The sequence below is a fragment of the Lentihominibacter sp. genome, from assembly GCF_046951855.1.
GTDB lineage: Bacteria > Bacillota > Clostridia > Peptostreptococcales > Anaerovoracaceae > Lentihominibacter > Lentihominibacter hominis.
Map to the genome: position 1 here is coordinate 1 of NZ_JBKTXS010000020.1, position 24512 is coordinate 24512.

Consider the following 24512-nt stretch of genomic DNA (forward strand, 5'->3'; position numbering starts at 1 on the left):
AGATTAGGCAGACACCGTCAAAGTCTGCTTTACCAACTGGATAAAATAGAAGATCTTACAGGCCTTTCATTAAAAAACAGTGATGAACTTTTTCTTCTGGAGGTATGTGTAAGGCTGCATGTAGATCTGTCATCATATAAGTAATTGCTTATACTTCATTTTTTCTTATTCCCTTGCTGCTTAAGGCAACGACATCAGACAGTATAATTCACAGATTCCGTATATTAAAAATTCAAAAATCAAAGCCTCTTTCTTCCTTTCAACAGTTGCTTTTTTTAATCAAAGGCTTTATACTTTTGACTATCTATAGTATAATTTGATACATAAAACGCAAATTTAAAAAGTGAGGAAATAATATGCAAGATTTTAGAAAAGAATATGAAAGCAAGCTGATAACTGCAGAAAATGCGGTAAAACTGGTCAAATCCGGAGACTGGATAGATTTCGGATGGGGTACCGGTATTCCTTTTGATCTGGACAGAGAAATGGCAAAAAGAATAAAGGAAGACGATCTATATGATCTAAAATTCCGTGGCGGTATAGCGCTGAGAGTTCCTGAGATCTTCAAAATAGAAAATGCACCCAAGCATCTCTGCTGGAATAGCTGGCACATGACAGGAATCGAAAGAAAAGCCATCGCCCAAGGTATAGCTTACTACGCTCCTATCAGATATTCCGAGCTGCCCAGATATTACAGAGACCTGCCTGATCCTGTGGATGTAGCTATGATAAGGGTCACTCCTATGGATGAAGAAGGCTATTTCAACTTTGGTCCGAGTGCATCACATATGGCTGATATGTGCAGCAGGGCAAAATGTATCGTAGTAGAAGTAAATGAAAATCTGCCTTTGGCTCTCGGAGGAAATCCGGGCGGAGAAAAAATACATATCTCAAAAATTGACCATATCGTTGAAAGCAGTAATACTCCTATGGAAGAGCTTGGCGCAGCCAAAAGCGGCGAAATCGATGAAAAAGTTGCTGAATATATCGTTGAAGAGATTCCTAACGGTGCATGCCTGCAGCTTGGCATCGGCGGAATGCCTAATGCTGTAGGATCACTGATTGCCAAATCAGATCTCAAAGATCTGGGCGTCCATACAGAAATGTATGTAGATGCTTTCGTTGATATCGCTATGGAAGGCAAAATAAACGGTTCCAAGAAAACCATTGATACAGGCAGACAGGCATATGCTTTTGGAGCCGGGACAAAGAAACTTTACGATTACATCCATAACAATCCTGAGTGCCTCAGCGCTCCGGTAGATTATACAAATGACATAAGAGTAGTCAGTTCCATAGATAACTTTATCTCCATCAACAATGCTGTTGATATAGACCTATTCGGCCAAGTAAATGCCGAATCGGCAGGAATAAAGCACATAAGCGGAGCAGGCGGACAGCTTGATTTCGTTCTGGGAGCTTATTTATCTAAAGGCGGAAAAAGCTTCATCTGCTGCTCTTCCACATTTACAGACAAAGCAGGCAAAATGCATTCGAGAATCAGACCTACACTGGCAGACGGCTCCATCGTGACAGATACGCGAACTAATACTCATTATGTTGTCACAGAATACGGAAAAGTCAACCTCAAAGGACTTACTACATGGGAAAGAGCAGAAGCGCTCATCTCCATTGCTCATCCTGACTTTAGAGATGAGCTGATAAAAGATGCTGAAAAAATGGGAATCTGGAGAAACAGCAACAGAAAATAATTCGTTTTCACCGTTACTTTTTCAAAAACAGATTTTGTTATATGTTAATATCATAAATATAAAAAGGAGTTTAATCCTCGCTGACATTGCCCGGGAATTAAACTCCTTTCATATTTATTTGCTAATTATGCAGTGCCTCGACAAATGTAGGCAGGAACTGTTTCTTTCTTGAAACTATCCCTTTAAGTATTATTTTTTCCTCATCTTTCGGTATACCGAAAGCTTCTCTCGCTGTCTTCCCGGCCATAGATCCGTAACACAGAAGTTCTGAACTTGTCTCTATGATATTAGTCATCATAAGAAACATCATATCAAGATCCTGGTTTTCCATAACAACTTTTAAGGATGGCTCAACTTTTTCCTTTATCTTATCAAGTTCCTCCTGATCCATAGATGTTATCTGACTGACACCAAATGAATAACCTTCATTAGAAAAGATCTTGAAGTCCTGATAACATATTTCTTCAGGCGTCTTGCTCTGAAGGCTGCTTGCTGCTTCAAACATCTTATGAGCCAGTTCCCTTGGCTCAACACCTGCAATCTCAGCGAGCTTCGTACACGTTATTCTGTCCGCTTCCGTACATGTAGGCGATCTGAACATAAGTGTATCCGAAATTATTGCAGCAGTTAAAAGGCCTGCGATCTTTTTATCCGGAATAATTCCCATTTCTTTATACATCTGCGTAATGATGGTAGCCGTACAGCCCACAGGCTGATTTCTGAAATATACAGGACCCAGTGTCTCAAAGCCTCCAAGCCTGTGATGATCTATGATCTCAAGAACCTCCGCCTGCTCAATACCATCGACAGCCTGAGTTATCTCATTATGATCCACCAGAATAACTTTTTTTCTGTTGATATTGAGAAGCCTTCTTCGGGAGATCAGTCCCAGATACATTCCGTCTTTATCTATCACAGGAAAATTATGAAATCTATTGGTTCTCATCATTTCCTCGACAGACTCAAGAGAATCAGTAAGCTGAAACGTCAGCAGATTTTCATGAGTCATAAAAAAGCTGACAGGAATACTCTGATTTATCAGCCTTGCTGTTGTAAAAGTATCATGAGGTGTACTGATAATTATACAGTCTCTTTCAGTTGCAAGCTTTTTTATAGCTTTCGTCGGAATAGATCCCTGACACATAACCAGACACTTAGCCCCGAGTTCTATCGCAGTAAAATGTGTTTCAAATCGATTTCCGGTAATGACAAGATCCGATTCTTCTATAAATCCTTCCATTACATCAGGACTGGATGCAGCAATAGTCACCTTGCCTGACTCAAAGCACTCGTTATGATCCCCGCAGATAATATGCCCTCCGAGAGTCTCTGCAATACTGGAAAATTTCGTTTTAGCATTGGCCAGTACGTGACTGTCACTTTCATCCATATATGACTGAGCTATATCTGTTATGGAAACTATTCCCTCCACTTTTCCTTCAGAAAGAACCGGCACCGACCGCGCCCCCTGCTCATCCATCAGATCCCACGCACGTTTAATAGAATCTCCACTCTCGATACCTCTTATTAGATTCAAATCTATATCGCTTATTTCGGGCTGAACCGTACCTATATACTGCGGCGCCTTAACACCGAAATAATCAAGTACAAACTTTGTTTCTTCATTGACGATCCCGGCTCTGCATGCTATATAATCCGCACAGCCCACTTGATTCTTTAGCGCCGTGTATGCGATAGCCGAGCAGATAGAGTCAGTATCCGGGTTTTTGTGTCCTATGACATAAACCTTCTCTTTCGTGTTATTTTCTTCATTATTCATGATATTCTCCTAGCTATTAGTCATGGAGATAGTATACCACAATTTATTCACAGTTCAAAAAGAAAAGCTCTATTTAAACGTGCATATTAATGTAAATTTTTTGTTAAGTCTGCAATTTTTGAATTAAGAAATTTATTACTTTTCAAAAAAGTAATTGATTAATCTTTCCATATATGTTAAACTAATAAAAGTAATTGATTTGATTTCAAGGCTTTTCACAGACAATGATTTCTTTTAATTCATTGCTGGAAAAGCTTTTTTATTTTTACACCCAAAGATTATGGAGGTACTGATTATGAATAACGGTATAGTGAAATGGTTTAATGCTCAAAAGGGATATGGATTTATTACAGATTCCGAAACAGGAAAAGATGTTTTCGTACATTTTTCTGCTATCATCTCTGATGATTTCAAAAGTCTTGACGAAGGACAGAAAGTGACATTCGACACAGAACCTGATCCAAAAGACAGAAGCAAGATGAAAGCAGTTAACGTTCGCGCTGCATAGATTCCAAAAAAAGGCTGCATATCAAGTTGATATGCAGCTTCTTTTTTATATCTGTATACAAAAAGGCAAAATATAACAAATTTGCTGCCTATCTGCTGAAATATGCAAAAAGCTCATGAATCAAACGAAGCGCTGCCCATGAAGTTATATTGTTTACGTCAAGTTCAGGAGCTACCTCTACTATATCCACAGCTCTTACAGGAAGTCCCTCGATAATCATTTTAAACAACTCTGTAAGCTGAATGCTTGTCAGACCACCTGATTGCGGCGTCCCGGTTCCGGGCGCAAAAGCAGGATCCAGAACATCAATATCAATAGTAAAATACAAAGCATCATAATCACTGAATTTGTTTTTTAGTTTCTCATATACAGCCTCCGGTCCTATCTTATGAACCTCTTTAGCCTTTACCACTGTGATGTCCGGATTCTTATCAAGTACTTCAAGTTCTGCCTTCTCTGCAACTCGAATACCGACAAAAAACAGGTCTTCCCCCGTAATCATTTCATCTAAGGCGCGTGCTTCGGTACAGGCATGCGACCATTTATGGCCATCATATTCATCACACAGATCATAGTGAGCATCAAAGTGAATGACGCCTATCCTCGCACCCTCTTTTTTGCCTTTATGATACTTTGAAAACGCCTTATGCAGAGGAATAGTGACCGAATGATCTCCACCCAAAAAAAGACACATCTTATCTGATGCCATAAGCTCATACGCTTCTTCCTCTACCTTTTCATAATAATTCTTCCAATCAAGGTCCTGAGGGATATCCCCGATATCAAACAGAATCCCATCCTTTATTATCACATCATCTTCTGTTACATCCGACATCTCCGAAGAGAGATTTCGAATTGTTTCAGGCCCCTTGGCCGCACCTCTTCCCAAGCTTACCGCATTATCAAAAGGAACTCCCATAATACACAGTTTTGCTTTTTCAACAGAATCCGCACTCCATCTCAGCCACGAATCATTCATTAATTTCGAATATTTAAGCATAATATAAACCTCCACTGTTGATTTTACTTTAACCACAGCATATACTATGGAGTAACTCTATAGTCAAGGAGATCTTATATGAAATTTAATGATAAAATCATTTATTCAACCGGTGAATTCGCTGCATATTTTGGAATCAAGAAAGACACACTCCTCTATTACGATAAAATCAATCTCTTCCGGCCTGCAGGAATCCGCAGCAATGGATATCGATATTACACTGCTTCCCAGATTGCCCCTTTCCGCACACTTTTATCCATGCGAGAGCTTAATGTCCCGATTAATAAACTTTTACCTTACTTTCAAAATCCTTCTGCAAAAAAACTGTCCGATTTGACAACTTCACAGCTTACTAAAATAGATGAAGAAATCTCAAAACTTACCCAAATACAATTGCTTCTTAAACAATTAACAGACTCCGTAAACGAAGGCTTAAATGCAGAGTACGGAAAAGTCCTCATAGTCTCACTGTCTGATACTTATCTCCTTTACAGCAAGCAGACAGTTACTGATCCTGAAACATCAGAAGAACAGTGGGCTGATATACATAATGATTTTATTATGAGCTCCAATATCCCGGGAAGTTCCAACGTAGGCTCAGTTCTTTCAGAAAATGATCTGAAGAATAAAGTCTACAACCACATCAACAGGCTTTTTACCGAAGGCACTTGTCATACCGGAAGACTGCGAAAAGGCGGTACATATGCCGTATACTACCACAAAGGATTATACAGTCACATGAAACACGCCTACAGTAATATGTTCAGGCAAATAAATGAGCTTGGTTATATACCTGTAGGAGATGCTTATGAAGAATATCTCATAGCAGAGACTGCTTCAGCAAATGAAGAAGAATATGTTACAAAAATTACGATAAATGTTAAGGGGAGCTGTCAATGAGCCCCCCTGCAATATTTAAATATCACTATCCTTCAAATATTATTTGTCCTTCTTTTATCGTATAGACCACATTCATCTCATATATAGACTCTTTATCTGCATGTTCATAAGGATTCTTATCTATCACTGTAATATCCGCCTTTTTTCCCACTTCAAGGCTTCCGTTTACTTTTTCCTCATTTATGGCATAGGCTGCATTAACTGTATACATTTTCAACGCATCTGTAACGGATATATTTCTTACCGGATTATTTCCATTAACACACGATGCAATATCCGTCAGCGGTTCAATAGCTGTCACAGGGCAGTCTGATCCCCCACACACGATATTTCCTTCATCTATTATCCTGTTAAACGGATCCCAGCCGTCAGCCCGCTCACGTCCCAGAATCATCTCAAACTCTCCGCCTTCTTTTTTATCCCATAAATATGTAAATCCCGGCTGCATCGATAGAATCAGCTTCAGATCTTTGGCCATTTTTATCTGTTGCTCTGTAGGAAGGCAAAAGTGTTCTATCCTGTGCCTCAGATCTTTTTCGCCCTGCTCCATAATCACTCGGCGATAAGTATATATAAGCTGATCTATAGCTCTCGTTCCCACAGCATGCATGGAACACTGAAGCCCCGCTTCATGAGCTTTCGATATTACTTGATATACCTCATCATCTGTATGATACAAAACCCCCCTCAGTTCGGGAGCAGTAACATAAGGTTCAAAATTTGCCATAGTATATTCAAATAAAGCTCCGTCTAATGTAAGGCAACCGCCCACTCGCGGCAGATTCAGATCTACCGCCTTTTGGACTTCCCACGTCTGATAAAACGGCACGATATCAATACAAAGTGAATCTCGGCGATCTAATATAAGATCCATGTCTCTGTCATTTCTTACAAACTGACCAAACAAACCATGTATTGTGGTCACACCTTTTTTTGCGGCATGATTCGCGCAGTCTTCTATGAATTTCCACAGCTCATTATCTGAAAGAGAGCCTAAAATATTGGCCGTAGCAAGAAATGAAGATTCATCTGATGAATAAACTCCACTGACCTTATTTCCTTCTCTCTCTACTCCGGGAAGATGTCCCGGAACTTGCGCTATATCCTTTCCTTTGGAATTAACTGCGCAGCCATGGAGTGTTGCTGCAAATATTACAACTTTATGTTCGCCGCAGATCTCATCCAGCTCCCACCTTGTGGGATACCTATCTTCCTTTATATTCTGAGGAACATAATTCACACCATATACCCATCCATCCCCCGGCTCCTGCGTACACCTCTTTTGCAAGACTTTAAGAACTTCCTTTATCGTACTGCACTCTTGCAGATCAACACCATTTAGATTAATGCCGGCATTCAATACATGCACATGACAATCAGTAAGACCCGGCAAAACGGTATTCCCGGCGGCATCGATGATTTTATCAGCATTTCCTTCGTGCCTTTCGCTGCCCATTTCAGCAATTATGCCATCTTTTACAGCTATCCAGCTGCAGTTTTCCTGTTTTTGAGCCATAGAAATAATATTGGCATTCTCGATTATTAAGTCATATCTCATATAAAACTCTCCTTTCTTACATTAAATCTGATCTCTCATGCAGTTCTTCCCGGCTGATTCTGTTTTTAAAGTAGAATTTCTTTGAACAGAATATCCCCCGCAATATTGCAGAAATAAACAAAAAGCTTGCCATCAGCACAAATGCCGGCGTATATGAACCTGTCAAATCATATATCATTCCAACTATCGTAGATCCGAACGCCACACCCAAAGCTATAAATATATTTAAATATGCTATGAATTTCCCTATCTCTTTTTCACCGAACATATGATTCATAATCAGCGGCGAGATAACATTTACCGCAGGGCATCCAAAACCATATCCTAAGATAAGGACCGTTACAAGCCATGGACAGCTTGGTATTGCAATAGTCGCTATGAAAGCTATCCCAAAAATAATGGAAACAACAACTGCTCCGCCGATGAGTTTAAATCTGTCCACATACGCTCCAACAACTATCTGACCTATTGCAAGCGCCCCAAACATGAGAGAAAATACAGATGAAGCCGTGGAATTTGATAGGCCGCCAAGCTGCAAAAACGGCATAGTATGACTCAAAACAGTTCCGGAAGCAATGGTAATAGTTGTTGCCGATAAAAGAACGATCCAAGTAGAAGGCCTCTTTATCGCCCTTTTAAATGTAGCTCCTGTCGCTTCACCATTCTCTGACTTTACTTCTTCCAAATCGCCTTTTCGTGTAAGCCCCTTTTCCTCAGGAGACCACTTCATGAATACTAACACGCATGGGATACATATGACTGCCAAACAAGCCGCTATTATGAGATATCCCCATCTCCACCCCATATTTTGTACCACTATATTCATCAGCCATGACATCACCATTGCACCGAGAGGAGAAAACAGGATTCCCAAAGCAATCCCCCTTAGTTTAAGACCAAACCAGTTACTTATTATTACTGTACACGGAGTACTTGTTAAAAGAGAAAAACAAAAACCCTGAGGTATAGCCAGTAAATAAAAGTGCCACAATTCCTGCGCTGCTGCAAACCCTGCAAAAGATACAGCGCCACAGACAGCTCCGAAAATCATGATTTTTCTGATATACTGACCAGTCATTCTGCTCTGAAATATGAACAAAGCAAGAACACTTGAAAGACACTGAATTGTAACATATACAGAAAACTGACCTATACTGAATCCCAAGTCAGAAGTCACAGGCAGGAAAAAAACACCTGTAATAGATATGATACAGGAATAACCAAATACTATAAGTATAAATCCTGCCAATGTTGCCCACCATCCGAAATAAACTTTTCCGCTGGTATCGAAAATTTTGCTTTCTTTCATTTTTTAAATCCCTCCTAAATCTTGATTATCTATTGATATCATTTTAGGTTTGATTCGCCATTATTGAAATAGTACGAATTTTCATTTTTATTCACAGAAAGGGCCTATCTTCCTGATTTTGTAATTTTTTTCAACATACGGAGTATTGTTTCGCTCAAAATGTGTATGTTATTATATAGAAAATAACTGTTGTTTATTTGATACGGAGGTAGGATGATATGTATAAATTTGAAGGAAATGATGTAAGCCTTATGAATCATATTATTTATACTATCTATAATGTAGAGAATATTGATGACATGCGTATGGATTTTTTAAAGCTCCTTAAACACCTTATTCCCTTCGATACTGCTAATTTCTATCTGATAGAATCAGATTCCGACGGTGTTCATACATTCAAGAGTCTCATAAATGAAAATACATTAAAAAATCCTAATGTTGACGATGTACTTCAAAAGCATATGAAGACAGGATTTGAAATAGATAATATGCACTGGCTTTATGATACTAAAAAATCCAGTGCCTATCGCCTTACAGATTTAATATCAGAAGATATTTTTACTGCCACTGATTATTACAAAGAACTTTTCGTCCCTTTTAATCTCCATTTCGGAGCACAGACAACACTGGTAAAAAACGGAGATCTTGTCGGCCTTTTAGGTTTATTCAGATGTAAACCCGCACCTAACTTTACCGATAAAGAGATTTTTCAGCTGGACTGTCTGAAAGATCATCTATCAGTACGTCTTTACAATGCGCGCATACCAAAAGATCCATATCACACAGGCCATGAAGGATATCGCCAAAAATATGATCTGACTCCAAGAGAATATGAAATTCTGGTTCTTTTGTTTAATGGCCTTTCAAATGATCAAATCGTACAAAAGTTATTTATTTCCGAAAACACCTTAAGACGACACATCTATAACCTCTTCAGTAAATTAGGCATACAAGAACGATGGCAATTATACTTCTTATAAAATAAATACGAAAAAATCCCCCGATTCCAAGGGTTGGAATTCGGGGGTTTCCACACAAATGTGATGTGAGCTGTTGCCAAAATGATTGGTTGTCTGCGCCGTAGATTGCAACCTTGCTTCGCTTCGGGCAATCCTGACGGGGGACCTTCTGGCAACTCGTTCTTCGTTGGGATAGATCTCCCTAACGTTTGGAGAACTGACTTGCTCTTCTTGCTTTCTTGAGTCCGTATTTCTTTCTTTCCTTCATTCTTGAGTCTCTTGTAAGGAATCCTGCCGCTTTGAGGGCCGGTCTGTAAGCTTCTCTGTCTGCTTCACAGAGGGCTCTTGAAATACCGTGTCTTAAAGCTCCTGCCTGACCTGTGTAGCCGCCGCCGTGAACTGTTGCGATAACATCGAACTTGCCTTCGCAGCCTGCGATTTCAAAAGGTCTCTTAACTTCTCTCTTTACGATTTCCTGTGCAAGGTAATCATCCAGAGGCTTCTTGTTAACTGTGATATTTCCGTTACCAGGGATTAATCTAACTCTAGCAACTGAGGATTTTCTTCTTCCTGTTCCGTAATACTGTGTTTTTGCCATCGTTTAATTCCTCCCTTCCTTAAATATCCAAAACTTCCGGTTTCTGAGCAGCGTGATCATGCTCAGGACCTGCATATACCTTTAACTTCTTGTACATCTGTCTGCCCAGTTTTCCGTTAGGCATCATGCCCTTTACAGCGTGTCTCACAACTTCTGTAGGATGCTTTTCCATCATCTTTTCAAAAGTCAGCTCTCTGAGACCGCCCGGATAGCCGGTATGTCTCTTGTAAATCTTTTCTTTTCTCTTTTTGCCTGTTACCTCTACCTTCTCTGCATTGATAACGATAACGTAATCCCCGCAGTCAACGTGAGGCGTGTAAGTCGGCTTATTCTTACCTCTGAGAACAGCGGCAATCTGCGAAGCCATTCTTCCCAAGTTCTTGCCTTCAGCATCCACAACGTACCATTTACGTTCTACTTCTGCAGGCTTTGCGATAAATGAACTCATCTTCTTTTCCTTTCTACCTACTGGGATCAAAACTCCGTGAGCTTATCAGCGTTTGCCGGAATTTAATCTTTTTCGGCCCTGCCTACTGAATTTTATGAAAGGGCTGCAAATTCTCTTTCGTAAAATTTTTTCGGCGTTACTAAAACTTATTTTGTTTAGCCGTGCTGGCCCGGACGGATATCCATCCTGCTCACACGAAAAATCTGTGTCGGCATGCGACACAGATTCATTTTACACGCATAAGGCTATATTGTCAAAGTTTTTTTGCAGATTTATCCCTCATATTTCCTGAAAACCAGTCCGGCATTCTGACCTCCGAATCCGAACGCTGTGGTCATGGCGATATCCACCTTCTGTTTTCGGCAAACCCCGGCAACAAAGTCAAAATCCTCCTCAGGTTCATCCAGATTTAATGTAGGCGGTATAATACCATACCTCATTGCCTGAATACAAGCTATGGACTCAGTGAGTCCGCCTCCTCCCATTACATGTCCCGTAGCGCCCTTAGTAGAACTTACCGCAGGACGGCAATCTCCGAAAACTGCCTTAAGAGCAGCCATCTCTGCCTGATCACCCAGCTTCGTTCCTGTTCCGTGAGCGTTTATGTAATCCACATCCTCAGGCTTCATTCCTGCTCTCGACAAAGCTTTCCTCATACATTCCGCAGACATTTTCCCCTCAGGATCGGACTTTGTGACATGAAACGCATCATTGTTGTTTGCCCATCCGGCAAGCTCTGCATAAATGACAGCACCGCGATTTCTCGCATGAGCTTCTTTTTCCAGCACCAATGCGCCTCCGCCTTCTCCTATGACAAAGCCGTTTCTGTTAACATCAAAAGGTCTGCAGGCATGCGCCGGATCATCATTTGCTCTTGACAGAGTATGAGCATTGGCAAGAGAATATATAACCAGAGGGCAGAGGATACTTTCCGAGCCTACTGCTAATACCGCATCCGCTTCATCTGCAAGAAGCAGCATAGCTGCCATGGATACAGCATCACATCCCGAAGCGCAGGCCGTTGACAGGGTTGAGCTTGGTCCACATATTCCGTAAGATATTGCAATCTGTGCCGCTGCAATATTTCCCAGTATACGCGGAACAAATCTCGGCCCCACATTTTTATGAACTGCATTGGTCAGAACTTCCTGTGTAGCTGCCGTAGTAGCCACACCTGCCATGGCAGTACCCATTACGATGCCTGTTCTTTCCGGAGCTGCCGGAAGATTCTCGCCAAGCGCTTCCTTCGCCGCCACATAAGCATACTGAGTGAAGGCATCAGTTTCGTGGATGACCTTCTTTGGCATATATGCTTCAATATCAAAATCTGTAACTTCCGCTGCTATTTTAACAGCCAGATCATCAGCATTAAATCTCGTAATTCTGTTTATACCGCATACTCCATTTATCAGATTATTCCAGTACTCTTCCACACCGCATCCTATAGGAGTGACTGCACCCATTCCTGTGACTACTATCTTTTCTCCTTTTGTGTCCATAAATCCTCCCTGCGACCTTTACATATCCGCCAATATATTATATAATAGCAAAATCGGATAAATATTTGAAAAACACTGTTTTTTCGGATAAGTGTTCTCTGCTGATTTGATGATACCATCATCAAAAATCAGTGTCAACAAACGAGGTATAAAGAATGCATCTTAATCAAATAAAAAGCTTTCTTTCTGTAAGCAAAATGCTGAATTTCACAAATGCCGCCCGTCAAAACGGAGTGCCCCAGTCTACTATAAGCAGGCACATAAATGATCTGGAGCAGCAGCTTGGCGTCAAACTTTTTTACAGAACTAAACGTGACGTACAACTTACTGCAGAAGGCCGCACCTTTATCCCATATGCTCAGGAAATCCTGGAAGCTGCGCGAAAAGGCTCCTATGCAGTCAAACAGCTTCACGACGGCGCTGAAGGGCGCCTTTCCATAGCTACAGTTACCACATCTGACACATTTTTAAAAGAATGTCTCAAAACATTCGGTCTTGCATATCCCAATATCGTAGTGGATATCACATATGTTTCCGGAGGAGATGTACTCATAGATGAAAATGACGACCCATATGATTTTCACTTTCTTTATACAGATATGCTTCCGGACAGTGATGAATTCGATATGCTCGAAATACACACTGATCAGCTCAATTTTATACTGCCGGCCGATTTCAGCAAAAAAAACAATACTGATATTCAATCCCTTCGGAAGCAAAAATTCATACTTCTTTCCGAAGAAGAAAATCCTATACTTTATATGCAGATAATGAATTTCTGCAGAACCCACAGATTTTCTCCCTCAATCATAAATCAGTTTAATGATATCAGATCTGTAATACTGTCTGTAAGCGCAGGGCTGGGAATCTCGATACTCCCCAAGATGTTGCCTGATGATCCGGAATACTGTGGACTTGAAGTAATCCCTATTGATGACAACTATTCCCTTGACTGCGCTGTAGCATGGAAAAAATCACTGCTTAATCCGGCGGCTTCACTTTTTCTTGATATCATTGAGAATGCCATATGAATGCTAAGCTTCTCACGGTATATAGTTTCAAATGCCGCCTCTAACGAACAAAAAATGAAAGGAGATCTTTATGAAAGAAGTAAAATCACCTAAAAGACCAATGGCCTACTATTACATCGGCATCCTTCTCCTACTGCTGCTTTTCAACGTGTTTGTAATGCCTATGATGACGCGTCAGCAGGCTGCCGAAGTTGATTACGGCAAGTTTATGAGTATGATAGAAAAAAAGAATATAGGTGATGTCGAAATAAAAGACGGCGAAATCATATTCACTGATAAAAAAGAAAAGAAGATCTACAAAACAGGCCCCATGGAAGATCCTACGCTCACAGAACGCCTTTATGAATCCGGAGCTAAGTTTACTAAAGACATCCAAAGAAATACATCTCCCATGCTTTCTCTGTTGCTTTCCGCTGTATTGCCGCTTATTATTTTCATCGGCTTTGGAGAGTATCTCAGAAAGAAAATGGTGGATCAAGCCGGCGGAAAAGGAGCCATGTCCTTCGGAATGGGAAAAAGCAATGCGAAAATATATGTGCAGTCTACCGAAGGTATTCGATTCAGCGATGTAGCAGGAGAAGACGAAGCAAAAGAAAGCCTTTCGGAGATCGTCGATTATCTTCATAATCCTGAAAAATATACGGAAGTAGGTGCCTCAATGCCTAAAGGCATATTATTAGTAGGCCCTCCGGGTACAGGTAAAACCATGCTGGCAAAAGCCGTGGCAGGAGAATCAAACGTCCCGTTTTTTTCCATTTCAGGTTCTGAATTTGTGGAAATGTTTGTAGGAATGGGCGCCTCCAAGGTCCGAGATCTTTTTAAGCAGGCCAAGGAAAAATCTCCATGTATCGTCTTTATAGATGAGATAGATGCTATCGGGAAAAAAAGAGATGACCGAGTAGCAGGAAATGATGAACGCGAACAGACATTAAATCAGCTTTTGACTGAAATGGACGGCTTTCAGGAAAATGCAGGGGTAATCATACTATCTGCCACCAATAGACCGGAATCTCTTGATCCGGCTCTTACAAGACCCGGCCGCTTTGACAGACGCATACCGGTTGAGCTGCCTGATATCATAGGAAGAGAAGCTATCCTCAAAGTTCATGCGAAAAAAATAAAGGCCGCAGATGATGTGGACTTCCACACTATTGCCCGTATGGCTTCCGGCGCATCCGGCGCAGAGCTTGCCAATATAATCAACGAAGCTGCTCTCCGAGCAGTTAGGAACGGACGAAAGGTCGTTCATCAGGATGACCTCGAAGAAAGTATAGAAACTGTTATCGCCGGATATCAGAAGAAAAATTCGGTATTATCCGATAAGGAAAGAAAAGTAGTTGCCTATCATGAAATAGGACATGCTCTCGTAGCTGCTATGCAAACTCATACAGCGCCTGTCCAAAAAATCACTATTATCCCCCGTACATCCGGAGCTTTAGGCTACACACTTCAGGTGGAGGAAGATGACAGATATCTGCTGACCAAACAGGAAATCGAAAATAAAATTGCCACGCTTACAGGCGGGCGCGCTGCAGAAGAAATAATTTTCAGTGAAATAACTACAGGAGCAGCAAACGATATAGAACAGGCCACCAAGCTCGCCAGAGCCATGATAACCAGATATGGCATGAGTGATGACTTCGACATGGTAGCCTTGGAAACCGTAAACAATCAATATCTTGGAGGAGACACCTCATTAGTATGCTCCGCAGATACCCAGAATGAAATAGATAAAAAAGTAGTAAGTATCATTAAGCAACAACATGAAAAGGCTAAAAAGATTTTGATGGAAAACCGCAATAAACTTGATAAATTAGCCCAATTCTTATTTGAAAAAGAGACCATTACCGGAGAAGAGTTTATGAATCTCCTGAAGAAAGAAGAAAAAGAAGAAAAGGATCAAAAGAAATAAATATAAAAATTAAAAATACGGTGCAGATAATCTGCACCGTATTTTTAATCAGCAATTCTATTTCAATAAACTTTCAAAAGCCCCATAAAGTTTAGGGAATTTACGTTTTAGTGAAATCGGTCTGTAATTTTTATCCTCAGCAAAATAATGTTCACTGTCACCATCATAACAAAGTTCACCGGTTTTGGCATTATGCACTTTATATTTAAATCTCATTCTGACTCCCGTAAACTTAGTTAGCTCCATTTTCACAGAGAAAAGATCATCATACCGGAGAAATGCTCTGAAATTTCCTGAGGCATTGACTACAGGTATTATCACACCCATCTTCTCCATATCATTATAATTCATTACATGATCCCCAATCCAGTCCATGCGGGCGTCCTCTATAAGTCTCAGATAGTTTGAATGATGCACTACACCCATCTTATCGGTTTCATAATACCTGACTCTCCGTCTATATTCCCACATTTATAACACCCTCTCTATTTTCTCTTTAAAAGTCCGTTTTTAAGATCCTCTTCTGCCTGCTGTTTCATAAGATAATGTATCTTCTTTCCTGTAGCTGTATGAGGAAGACTGTCCACGATCCTAAACCATCTTGGTTTTTTATAAGCTGAAAGCATAGGATGAGCTGTGCAGAATTCAGACAACTCAGCAACAGTCAGAGATTCATCTTTAGCCACTACGTAAGCAACCACAGCCTGCCCTCTTGCTTTATCCGGTACGGAAGTAACTATGGAATCAGATACTTTGTCAAACTCATTTAAAATTTCCTCTATCTGTGTAGGATAAATATTTTCGGCAGAGCATACTATCATATCATCCTTTCTGCCGTTGACAGTTACATACAGATTCTCATCCCAGCAGCCTACATCAGCGGTATACATCCAGCCCTTATAAAATTTCTTTTCTTCTTCTTCAGGATTATTATAATAACTGTAGCTACTCTTAGCAGGTGAACAGAGAATAATCTCACCAACTGTTTCATTATCCATAGGCACTATATCATCAGGTTCGGCTTTTCTATCCTCATATATCTTTACTACTCTTACTTCATCATCTATACAACTCCCCCCTACAGTTCCTGCATAGTCAGGCAGATCGTAAGGTCTGAGGAATGAATTCCAGAAAGTTTCAGTAGTTCCGTATCCATTCAGTATATTAGGAGTAAGGATTTCAAGATATCTCTTGCAGGCGGCCTTTTCAAGAGGGGCTCCCATAGTGACAAGGCCTCTCAGTCTGGAAAGATCAAATGGAGTTTTTTCCTGTACATGAGCCAACATTTCCAGCGTAGCAGGAGACCCTGTAAGATATGTTATTCCGTACTTTTCTACATACTGCAAAGTTGTTCTCGGTGAAAACGTCCTCATCAGCACCAATGTTGCACCTACATAAAAAGTCGGGCATGTTCCGCCTGAATGGCTTCCCCCTCTGTGAAACAAAGGGGTCATGTTCATGCAAACATCCTTAAAATTAAGAGGATAATGCATAATAGCATCGTGAGCTGACAAAACTTCATTTATATCATTGATAGGTACACTTTTAGGCAGCGACGATGTCCCACTTGTACACATTCTCACCACTTCATCGTAAATATGAGGCTCAAAATCTTTCTCCGGATTTTCTCTTGATTTTCCTTCCACATAATCATCATACGATATATGCCCCTCAGGAAGTATAGTATTATCAAGATTATCAGCCATTACTGCGCTGACAGGTTTATAGTTTGCCATTTCCAACGCTTCTGTGACCATTTCGCAGACTTCCGCTGCGTATATCACCACTTTAGGCCGATTATGGTCTATAAGCAAAGACAGCTCTCCCGATGAAAGCTTAAAATTGGCAAGATTTAAAATGGCGCCTATCTTTCTCGGTCCTATATAAGAAAAACAAAATTCAGGGCAGTTGACCAGAACTGACATAACTACATCATTCTTGCCCACACCGTCTTTTTTCAAAGCATCAGCAAGTCTGTTTGCCTCCGAATTAAGCTGACTGTAATCCCACTGACGTTCAGTCAACGGATCTATCAGAGCTGTATGACTGCCGTAACGTCTTACATTTCTCATAAATCCATTGAGCCATGTATACTCTCGTTCAAACGTTTCAGTAAACATCTTATCATTATATGTTCTCATTATTTTATTCTCCTTCAATCATATTAATCATATTTTGCATTATATAATAGCATTTTAGCATTGTCAATGATATTGGCAAAAATACACATTAAAAAAGAATATCTCTGATCACAATTGCGTGATCAGAGATATTCAAAGCTTTTTATACACTCCAGCCTAAACTTTCCTGCTGAATACTATACAGTCTCCTATAAAGACCTTCCTTTTTCATCAGATCCTTATGCGTACCTTGTTCTACAACCTTTCCTTCATCAAGAACAATAATTTTATCCGCTGTTTCTATAGTTCGCAGTCTGTGGGCTATTACTAATACCGTTTTATTCATTATCAGCCTGCTTATTGCCTCCTGAATATATGCCTCACTTTCCGGATCAAGACTTGCTGTAGCTTCATCCAGAAGTACTATAGGAGCATCTTTGAGAAGAGCTCTTGCTATGGAGATCCTCTGCCTCTCTCCTCCGGAAAGAGTACTTCCGTTTTCCCCCAACATGGTATTATATCCATTAGGCATTTTATTGGCAAATTCATCACAGCGCGCTGCTCTGGCAGCTTCAAGCACCTGTTCTTCAGAGGCATCCATATTGCCGATTTTTATATTATTATAAACCGTATCATTAAAAAGTACTACGTCCTGAAACACAAAAGACATATATTCCATCAAATGTTCAGGATCAAGCTCTTTAACATCTATACCTCCAATCTTTACACTTCCTTCATCTACATCCCAGAATCTGGCTATCAGCCGCGATACGGTGCTCTTCCCGCTTCCACTTGGACCAACCAGAGCTGTAACTCCTCCTGCAGGAACTGTTATATCCACACTCTTTATTGTATCTTCCCCTTGATCATTATACCGGAAGCTAACATTATTAAGTGTGATGTCATATTCTTTTACCGGCTTCTGCTCATCCCCTTCCATAGGTTTAATACTCATAAGCGTACGCATTCTCTTTATTGCTATTTTATGATAAAACAGTTCAGGAAGAAGAGTCAGTTCTGTCAATATTGGCCCGTATATTCTCGTAACTATGGTAAGACAAAGCAGCATAGGTACGAGTTCTATTTTTCCGCTCATCAAAAGAGATGTACCCGTAAAAACTGTTATTCCTATGCCTGATTGAAGAATCATCTGCGCTCCTGTTACAAAGACACCGGATCCAAATTCCATTTTTATTGCCAGTTTTTTCATAGTCCTGAGGGCATTTTCCAACGCCTCAAACTGTTCACCGTCCAAATTGCATGCCTTGATCACCTTAATCCCTTCTATGTACTCCTGAACCTGCTGCGAAGCTTCCAATTTAGCTTTATCATGTTTTCTTCCCAGTTTTTCCTGAATACGTTTGCTGGCAAATATGATTAGAAAAGCCACAGGAACAGAAATGAATATCGCAAGAGCCATACGCCAGTCATAAAAAGCGAACATCACGCACACCACAGTAATAGTTATCATATTTGATATCATCTGAGGATATATGTGGCTCAAGACATGTTCCGTAGTTGCCACGTCTCCCATCATATTTGTAGTAAGTTCAGACAGATTCTTTGAATTAAATACGCTCATAGGAAGTTTTCTTATATGTTCTGCAAGAGACGTCCTTGCATTTTCACTTTCCATATAAGATACTACATACGTTTTTTTATAATCATTTTTGCTGCACAAAAACACAAGCACTGCACCTGCAATTCCCCCGGCAAAATAAAGCCACATGTTAATCCATGAAACATTTCCTCCGGTGAATGGCTTCATAAGCTCCATAATTACCAGAAGCATAATCATGGACGGAATAAACATTGAAAAGTTTGTAACAGTGCATGCTGCTACAGCCTTTTTGAGGTCCTTATATCCTTTATCTGTCAGCATTAGAGTTTTCTGCATCTTCGGTTTTCTTTCATCCATTTATATTCGCCTCCTTTTTCATCTTCCAGCTGACAGTTTTATTATATGTCTGCCACATAGCTGCATACTTTCCCTTTTTCTTCAGCAGCTGATCATGAGTTCCGTTTTCAGCAACATGCCCGTTATCCATAACAATTATATTATTAGCACTTTGAATAGTAGAAAGGCGATGAGCAATAATGATAACGGTTTTTTTATTCATAAGCTTTTCAAAAGCTTTCTGGATCAGATGTTCATTCTCTGGATCAGCAAAGGCTGTGGCTTCATCAAGAACAACTATAGGAGCATCTTTTACAATCGCCCGAGCGATAGCAATACGCTGACTCTCTCCCCCGCTGAGATGAACGCCCTTCTCCCCTATAACAGTATCATATCCATCAGGCAGAGACATGATGAAATCATGGCACTGCGCTGCCTTGGCAGCATCTGTTATCTGCTTCATATCAGCATTTTTGTTCCCCAGACGGATATTTTCTTTAATGCTTTGCTTAAACAGAAAAACATCCTGAAATACAAAGCTCACCTGACTCATCAGATATGGACTCTCCATCTGTCTTATATCCGCAGAGCCGATAGATATGCTTCCCTCATCTACATCAAAAAAACGCGGTATTAAGTGTGCAATGGTACTTTTTCCCCCTCCGGACGGTCCTACGATAGCCGTTATCTCACCCTGTTTTGCTGTAAAACTGACATTTTCAAGAGCATACATTTCCTTGTCTTTATCATAAGAAAAATAAACATTACTGAAAGAAACATCATGATTTTTCGTATGTTCCGGATTTTTTGGCTGCTTCAGCTCAGGTTCTGCCAGTATTGAATCCATCGTTTCAACGCCATTTATTATACGCATAGCGTCAGAATTAACATACATTATCTTGGATAAGATTCCTGCTATGGCAGGAACAAATATAAGATAAAAAATAAACTGGGAAGCAAATCCCTTAAAATCACCTGTATTCATTCCTATGAATATTCCCACCGGCAAGACAAAGAGATAGATATTATTTATCAGCGTCAAAAATACTGACATAAGATTTTCCCAACTCAAAGTATAAGGTATGACCATAGCCGTATATTCTTTAATGGTTTCATGAAGCCTTCTGAAAGAATACACAGTCTGTTTGAAAGCTTTTACCACCGAAATACCCCTTATATATTCTACAGCTGCATTATTCATATTCTCAAGAGATCGCTGATACTGATCCATCATCTTTTTGGCACCCTCTCTGCCATAAGCTGCACTTTGCAGAATAAAAGCCACAATAATGCCTGCAATAGCAGCCAGACCTAAACGCCAGTCGATACTAAGCAATATCACAATCATCACGACAGGTGATACAAAAGCGGCAACTATATCAGGTATTTGATGTGCAATAAATGTTTCAATTTTTTCTATATTCTCATCCGTAATTTTTCTTAATTTGCCGCTGCCTATCAATACATGAAATCCAAGAGGCACTCTGGCTAAATGTGTAAGAAAATTTACCTTCAACTCGTATAATGTTCCAAATGCTGCCAGATGCGAGCATACAAGAGCGCTAAAATAAAGCACAACATTAGCCACAACACCTGCTATGGCAAGCCAGCCATAATAAAATAAATCTGTATGTCCCAGTTCATTCAAGTCCGGATATACTTCCAGTATCTGGCGTACAATATTGTAAATTGCCAGATAAGGGATAAAACTGGCTACGGCGGCCAAACAAGACAGCGCCACAGAACTTATGACAAGTGTTTTCTTTGTCATAGCCAACTGTATAAGCCTTGACATACCTGTCTTAGGGCTTTGCTTTTTCATAAAATCCTCCTTACTTTTCATTTATTTTATATTTAAAAACTCTTCCTTTAACCGTTCTCTTCCTTTATCATCAAGAAGAAAAAAGGCTTTTACTGTGCCATTTTCAATATGAAGAACTGCCGTACAGCACTTCATAATAAATTCCAGATCATGAGTAATAACAAGCGACAATTCCGCATTTCTTGCCGCCTCGCTAATAAGGGTACAAGCACGACACATACTCTCATAATCAAGTCCACTCGTGGGCTCATCATATATTAAAAACTTTTTTCCTGCATACACTGCGCTTGTTATGGCAACCCGCTGTTTCTGACCCCCCGAAAGCGCCAAAGGATGATTATCAGCAATAGATACTATACCCATTTTCTCAAAGACAGTTTCTAAATCACCTTTGCCGGAATCAGAAACATTTAAGGTCACTTCATCCCGCACACTCTCCGTAAACAACTGATGGTTAACATCCTGCATGACCATGTAACTTTTCTTCAGACGTCTCTTAGCTTTTATTTCTTGCTCTTCAAGATAAAATTTTCCTCTATGCTTTCCTATGCCACAAAAGCATCTCGCAAAGGTTGATTTTCCTGCGCCGTTATGCCCTATGACTGCTACCGTTTCACCCGCCGGTATACACAAAGAATCTATATCAAGGACAGTTCTTCCTGACATCTTACATAAAAGATTTTCTATCCTGAACACTCCTGATACCATATCATTTTTCTTTCCGCCACTTTGATCATTTATCTGACGAAGGTCCAACGTTCTTAATCCCATGGATGATATAGCCTGCGGAGACAACTTCATCAACGAATCTCTCGTATACTGCGTTTTCACTTTCCCATCTTCAAGATAAATAAAACGATCCGCCAGATCCATAAGATAATACAGACGATGCTCCGAAATCACAATAGTATGTCCTGAATCCTTAAGCTTTGCCAGAATCTCTTTCAGCTTTATTACTGCCGCCTGATCAAGGTTGGAGGATGGTTCATCCAATACAAAAATATCAGGCTGGACAGCATATACACTCGCACAAGCAATGCGCTGCTTTTCTCCTCCTGAAAGATCAAAAATACTGCGCCCCAAAAGATCTCTAAGAGAAAACAGCTCAGCAGCTTTTTCTATTCTGCCTGCGATTTCCGCCCTCGCCAAACCCTGATTCTCACAGCCAAAAGCAATTTCTCCCGTCGTATCCACATTAAAGAACTGACTTCTCGGATTCTGAAAAACAGATCCTACATGTTGTGATATTTTTGCCAGAGGCTGATCTGCGATCTCTGTCTTGTCAACAAAAACACTACCCTTTAATTGCCCCTCATAATAATGAGGAATAAGGCCGTTTATCAGCCGAGTCACCGTGGTTTTCCCGCAGCCACTCTTTCCGCATAAAACTACACACTCTCCTTTCTCAACATTTAAATCTATATCTTTTAGGTTATATACACCCTCACCGGCATTTTCATATCGAAAGCTCACACCTTTAAGCCTTATCATGTCAATCCTCCGTAAATAACAGAACCTACAGAAAAGAGCATCAGCAGATAATCACTCCCATGAAGTCTGATATCGCCAATACAGCTACGCTTCGTATCAGCATCCAGCCCTCTTGACAGGGATGCTGCTGCAAGTTCATCCGCAATAGTAGCTGTAGACATAAGCAGAGGAACCATAGTATATTCCAACGTCATCATAGGCTTCGTCAAGACTGATTTTACCGAAATACCTATTCCTCGAAAACGCATGGCATCCCGTATACTCTTCCACTCTTCTGAAATTGTGGGAATAAATCTAAACATAACCGAGAAAGGTATAATGACCTTTACCGGAAGGCGCATACGTTCAAAAGATATTATAAACTCACTGACCGAAGTCGTTTTCAGCAGTAACATTGCAGCCATAAATATAGGCAATATCAGCCTCGCCATCCTCGCTACTGAAAGAAACAAGCTAACTCCTCCCCCGCTTATATTAGGAACCACTATTATATCGAGAGAAATCATGGCGGACAAAATCACGGCAAATTTAACAACACTTCTGAAACGTCCGCTGGCAATTAAAAGCAGACTCAATAAAATAAATGTAGCTATTTCCAGCCAGAAAGGAGGAAGCATCAAGCATGAACTGCCGACTCCGAAAAGAAGTACAAACTTGGTGCGAGGATCCAACTTTAACTTTATCTGCTGAGTAATTTCGCCAACCCCCATTAAACTACTCCTGCCTTTTTAAAATGTTTTTTAAGGAGTTTAGAGCCGACAATACCTCCAATTAATCCCCCGATCAAGGCAATTGCAATCAATATCAAAATAATCCACTCCGGGGTAAACTTATCTATAGCTGCAGCATAATCCGCCCCATAATACGCTTCGCACGATTCTATAAAAGCAGGCTTTGCAAATACCAACATCCAGAAAGGAGCCATACTTGTGCATGCAAATACAGTGTAACTGGCAATATAAAAATTTTTTGAGCAATATCCTCCTGCCCGCGCTATAAATTCCGCTGCTATCCCCACAGCAAGGCACCAAATCAGAGCCATCCACACTCCTCCGGAAGATGTTAACAGCCCCACTACCGCCGAAAGGATCAATATGACACCAAATTTAGGTACCTTCGAAACATACATCATATAAATACTTCCTAAAATAACAGAATTAACAAAAGGGGCTATTAGATAAAGAATAGGAACAAATCCCATCACAGATACGACAGAAAACAGTACTACTACATAAAGAGCTGCAAAAGCGCCCGCTACTATCAAATCTTTTGTCTTAAGCTTCATTGTTTTTGAATTCATTTTTCCTCCTGATGATAAAATCTTTAAACAAACGAAATTTGTACTTTCGTTAGTGTTAACTAACTAATTAAAATTATATCATCCTTATTTTTATGGTCAATACTTTTCCCTTTTCATGATAAAAATTGTCAACTTCAATGCAAGGGGACTACTCAAAATTTTCATAACCACTTGCCCATATCATTAACCGGAAACTTAAAAATACCAGATCCGATTCTTACAAAAAAAATCACCACATCGGCCCTCAAACATATCGTTTAGCCAATGCGGCGAATTATCTTTTCCTTATAGATTTATATTAACTCTACAACAATTTTTTTCTTTTTGCCTTTTTCAATAAGCATTTTGCCATCTTTAAAAAGATCTGATGTTATCATCATCTTTTTATCTGTCACCTTTTCGCTATCCAGCTTAAGGCCTCCCTGCTCTATGGTCATGAAACCTTCTCTGTTACTTGGAACAAGGCCCAACTCTTTAATAAAGCTGACAACACCCATGCCATCTCCCTTAAGCTTAGCAGCTTCAAATTTTACAGAAGGCATACTGGAAAGGTCTGCGCCTCCTCCAAAAGCGGCTCTGGCAGCTTCTTGGGCTTTGACAGCTTCCGCCTCACCATGAACCAACTTTGTAACTTCGAAAGCAAGAATCTCTTTAGCGTTGTTTATTTC

21 protein-coding genes and 1 pseudogene are annotated in these 24512 nt (G+C 40.2%); 7 read left to right on the top strand and 15 right to left on the bottom strand.

What is annotated here, in order from left to right; genetic code table 11:
• Together ACLR96_RS06555 and ACLR96_RS06560 are read left to right on the top strand one after the other, a co-directional pair.
• On the top strand, nucleotides 1–144 hold a 144-nt coding region (locus tag ACLR96_RS06555; RefSeq protein WP_412265469.1), incomplete at its 5' end, for a helix-turn-helix domain-containing protein.
• A 212-nt stretch (nucleotides 145–356) separates the two neighbouring features.
• Complete coding sequence (locus tag ACLR96_RS06560; RefSeq protein ID WP_177267507.1) at nucleotides 357–1712, top strand: butyryl-CoA:acetate CoA-transferase; 1356 nt, start codon at nucleotides 357–359, stop codon at nucleotides 1710–1712.
• Nucleotides 1713–1833: 121 nt separating this feature from the next.
• Here ACLR96_RS06560 and ACLR96_RS06565 read toward each other — a convergent pair whose 3' ends face one another.
• Nucleotides 1834–3492 (bottom strand): putative manganese-dependent inorganic diphosphatase, encoded by a 1659-nt coding sequence (locus ACLR96_RS06565; RefSeq protein WP_177267508.1) that lies wholly within the window; start codon nucleotides 3490–3492, stop codon nucleotides 1834–1836.
• Nucleotides 3493–3787: 295 nt separating this feature from the next.
• Between ACLR96_RS06565 and ACLR96_RS06570 the strand changes: the two genes are divergently transcribed.
• Complete coding sequence (locus tag ACLR96_RS06570) at nucleotides 3788–4000, top strand: cold-shock protein (RefSeq protein ID WP_177267509.1); 213 nt, start codon at nucleotides 3788–3790, stop codon at nucleotides 3998–4000.
• An 88-nt stretch (nucleotides 4001–4088) separates the two neighbouring features.
• On the opposite strand, the gene speB is transcribed toward ACLR96_RS06570, so the two are convergent.
• The gene (gene speB, locus ACLR96_RS06575) at nucleotides 4089–5000 is read right to left on the bottom strand and encodes an agmatinase (RefSeq protein WP_177267510.1); all 912 of its coding nucleotides are present in this window, start codon (nucleotides 4998–5000) and stop codon (nucleotides 4089–4091) included.
• Nucleotides 5001–5078: 78 nt separating this feature from the next.
• Here speB and ACLR96_RS06580 point away from each other — a divergent pair, with 78 nt between their 5' ends.
• Complete coding sequence (locus ACLR96_RS06580; protein WP_177267511.1) at nucleotides 5079–5900, top strand: MerR family transcriptional regulator; 822 nt, start codon at nucleotides 5079–5081, stop codon at nucleotides 5898–5900.
• Between the two features lie 25 nt (nucleotides 5901–5925).
• Here the strand turns inward: ACLR96_RS06580 and ACLR96_RS06585 are convergent, their stop codons facing one another.
• Both ACLR96_RS06585 and ACLR96_RS06590 read right to left on the bottom strand, forming a co-directional pair.
• Nucleotides 5926–7458: an amidohydrolase family protein gene (locus ACLR96_RS06585; RefSeq protein WP_177267512.1), complete on the bottom strand. Its 1533-nt coding sequence runs from the start codon at nucleotides 7456–7458 to the stop codon at nucleotides 5926–5928.
• A gap of 16 nt (nucleotides 7459–7474) precedes the next feature.
• The gene (locus ACLR96_RS06590; protein WP_177267513.1) at nucleotides 7475–8767 is read right to left on the bottom strand and encodes an MFS transporter; all 1293 of its coding nucleotides are present in this window, start codon (nucleotides 8765–8767) and stop codon (nucleotides 7475–7477) included.
• Nucleotides 8768–8985: 218 nt separating this feature from the next.
• Between ACLR96_RS06590 and ACLR96_RS06595 the strand changes: the two genes are divergently transcribed.
• Nucleotides 8986–9747, top strand: coding sequence for a LuxR C-terminal-related transcriptional regulator (locus tag ACLR96_RS06595; protein WP_177267514.1), 762 nt, complete (start codon nucleotides 8986–8988; stop codon nucleotides 9745–9747).
• 181 nt (nucleotides 9748–9928) lie between these two features.
• Here the strand turns inward: ACLR96_RS06595 and rpsI are convergent, their stop codons facing one another.
• From rpsI to ACLR96_RS06610, 3 genes are all read right to left on the bottom strand, one after another.
• Nucleotides 9929–10324 (bottom strand): 30S ribosomal protein S9, encoded by a 396-nt coding sequence (rpsI, locus tag ACLR96_RS06600; RefSeq protein WP_177267515.1) that lies wholly within the window; start codon nucleotides 10322–10324, stop codon nucleotides 9929–9931.
• A gap of 19 nt (nucleotides 10325–10343) precedes the next feature.
• A complete protein-coding gene (gene rplM / locus ACLR96_RS06605; protein WP_177267516.1) occupies nucleotides 10344–10772 on the bottom strand; it encodes a 50S ribosomal protein L13 in 429 nt (142 codons plus the stop codon).
• 272 nt (nucleotides 10773–11044) lie between these two features.
• Complete coding sequence (locus tag ACLR96_RS06610; protein WP_177267517.1) at nucleotides 11045–12271, bottom strand: beta-ketoacyl-[acyl-carrier-protein] synthase family protein; 1227 nt, start codon at nucleotides 12269–12271, stop codon at nucleotides 11045–11047.
• Between the two features lie 155 nt (nucleotides 12272–12426).
• Between ACLR96_RS06610 and ACLR96_RS06615 the strand changes: the two genes are divergently transcribed.
• Both ACLR96_RS06615 and ftsH read left to right on the top strand, forming a co-directional pair.
• Nucleotides 12427–13302, top strand: coding sequence for a LysR substrate-binding domain-containing protein (locus ACLR96_RS06615; protein ID WP_177267518.1), 876 nt, complete (start codon nucleotides 12427–12429; stop codon nucleotides 13300–13302).
• A gap of 70 nt (nucleotides 13303–13372) precedes the next feature.
• A complete protein-coding gene (gene ftsH / locus ACLR96_RS06620) occupies nucleotides 13373–15214 on the top strand; it encodes an ATP-dependent zinc metalloprotease FtsH (protein ID WP_177267519.1) in 1842 nt (613 codons plus the stop codon).
• A 57-nt stretch (nucleotides 15215–15271) separates the two neighbouring features.
• On the opposite strand, the gene ACLR96_RS06625 is transcribed toward ftsH, so the two are convergent.
• The 8 genes and pseudogenes from ACLR96_RS06625 to ACLR96_RS06660 all read right to left on the bottom strand — a co-directional run.
• Nucleotides 15272–15685: a YbgC/FadM family acyl-CoA thioesterase gene (locus ACLR96_RS06625; RefSeq protein WP_177267520.1), complete on the bottom strand. Its 414-nt coding sequence runs from the start codon at nucleotides 15683–15685 to the stop codon at nucleotides 15272–15274.
• Between the two features lie 14 nt (nucleotides 15686–15699).
• The gene (locus ACLR96_RS06630) at nucleotides 15700–17355 is read right to left on the bottom strand and encodes a class I adenylate-forming enzyme family protein (protein WP_207722942.1); all 1656 of its coding nucleotides are present in this window, start codon (nucleotides 17353–17355) and stop codon (nucleotides 15700–15702) included.
• A gap of 142 nt (nucleotides 17356–17497) precedes the next feature.
• A complete protein-coding gene (locus ACLR96_RS06635) occupies nucleotides 17498–19252 on the bottom strand; it encodes an ABC transporter ATP-binding protein (RefSeq protein ID WP_177267521.1) in 1755 nt (584 codons plus the stop codon).
• On the bottom strand, nucleotides 19245–21053 hold the full coding sequence (locus ACLR96_RS06640) for an ABC transporter ATP-binding protein (protein WP_412265464.1): 1809 nt from the start codon (nucleotides 21051–21053) through the stop codon (nucleotides 19245–19247). The genes ACLR96_RS06635 and ACLR96_RS06640 overlap by 8 nt, the downstream gene beginning before the upstream one ends.
• A 21-nt stretch (nucleotides 21054–21074) precedes the next feature.
• Nucleotides 21075–22544 carry an ATP-binding cassette domain-containing protein gene (locus tag ACLR96_RS06645; RefSeq protein WP_177267523.1) on the bottom strand — a complete coding sequence of 490 codons (1470 nt, stop codon included), beginning with the start codon at nucleotides 22542–22544 and terminating at the stop codon, nucleotides 21075–21077.
• On the bottom strand, nucleotides 22541–23254 hold the full coding sequence (locus ACLR96_RS06650; protein ID WP_177267524.1) for an energy-coupling factor transporter transmembrane component T family protein: 714 nt from the start codon (nucleotides 23252–23254) through the stop codon (nucleotides 22541–22543). Before ACLR96_RS06650 ends, ACLR96_RS06645 begins: the two co-directional genes overlap by 4 nt.
• Nucleotides 23254–23844, bottom strand: a complete 591-nt coding sequence (locus ACLR96_RS06655; protein WP_177267525.1) for an MptD family putative ECF transporter S component — start codon at nucleotides 23842–23844, stop codon at nucleotides 23254–23256. The genes ACLR96_RS06650 and ACLR96_RS06655 overlap by 1 nt, the downstream gene beginning before the upstream one ends.
• Nucleotides 23845–24137: 293 nt before the next feature.
• Nucleotides 24138–24512: pseudogene (locus tag ACLR96_RS06660) on the bottom strand (tyrosine--tRNA ligase); the annotation flags it as partial.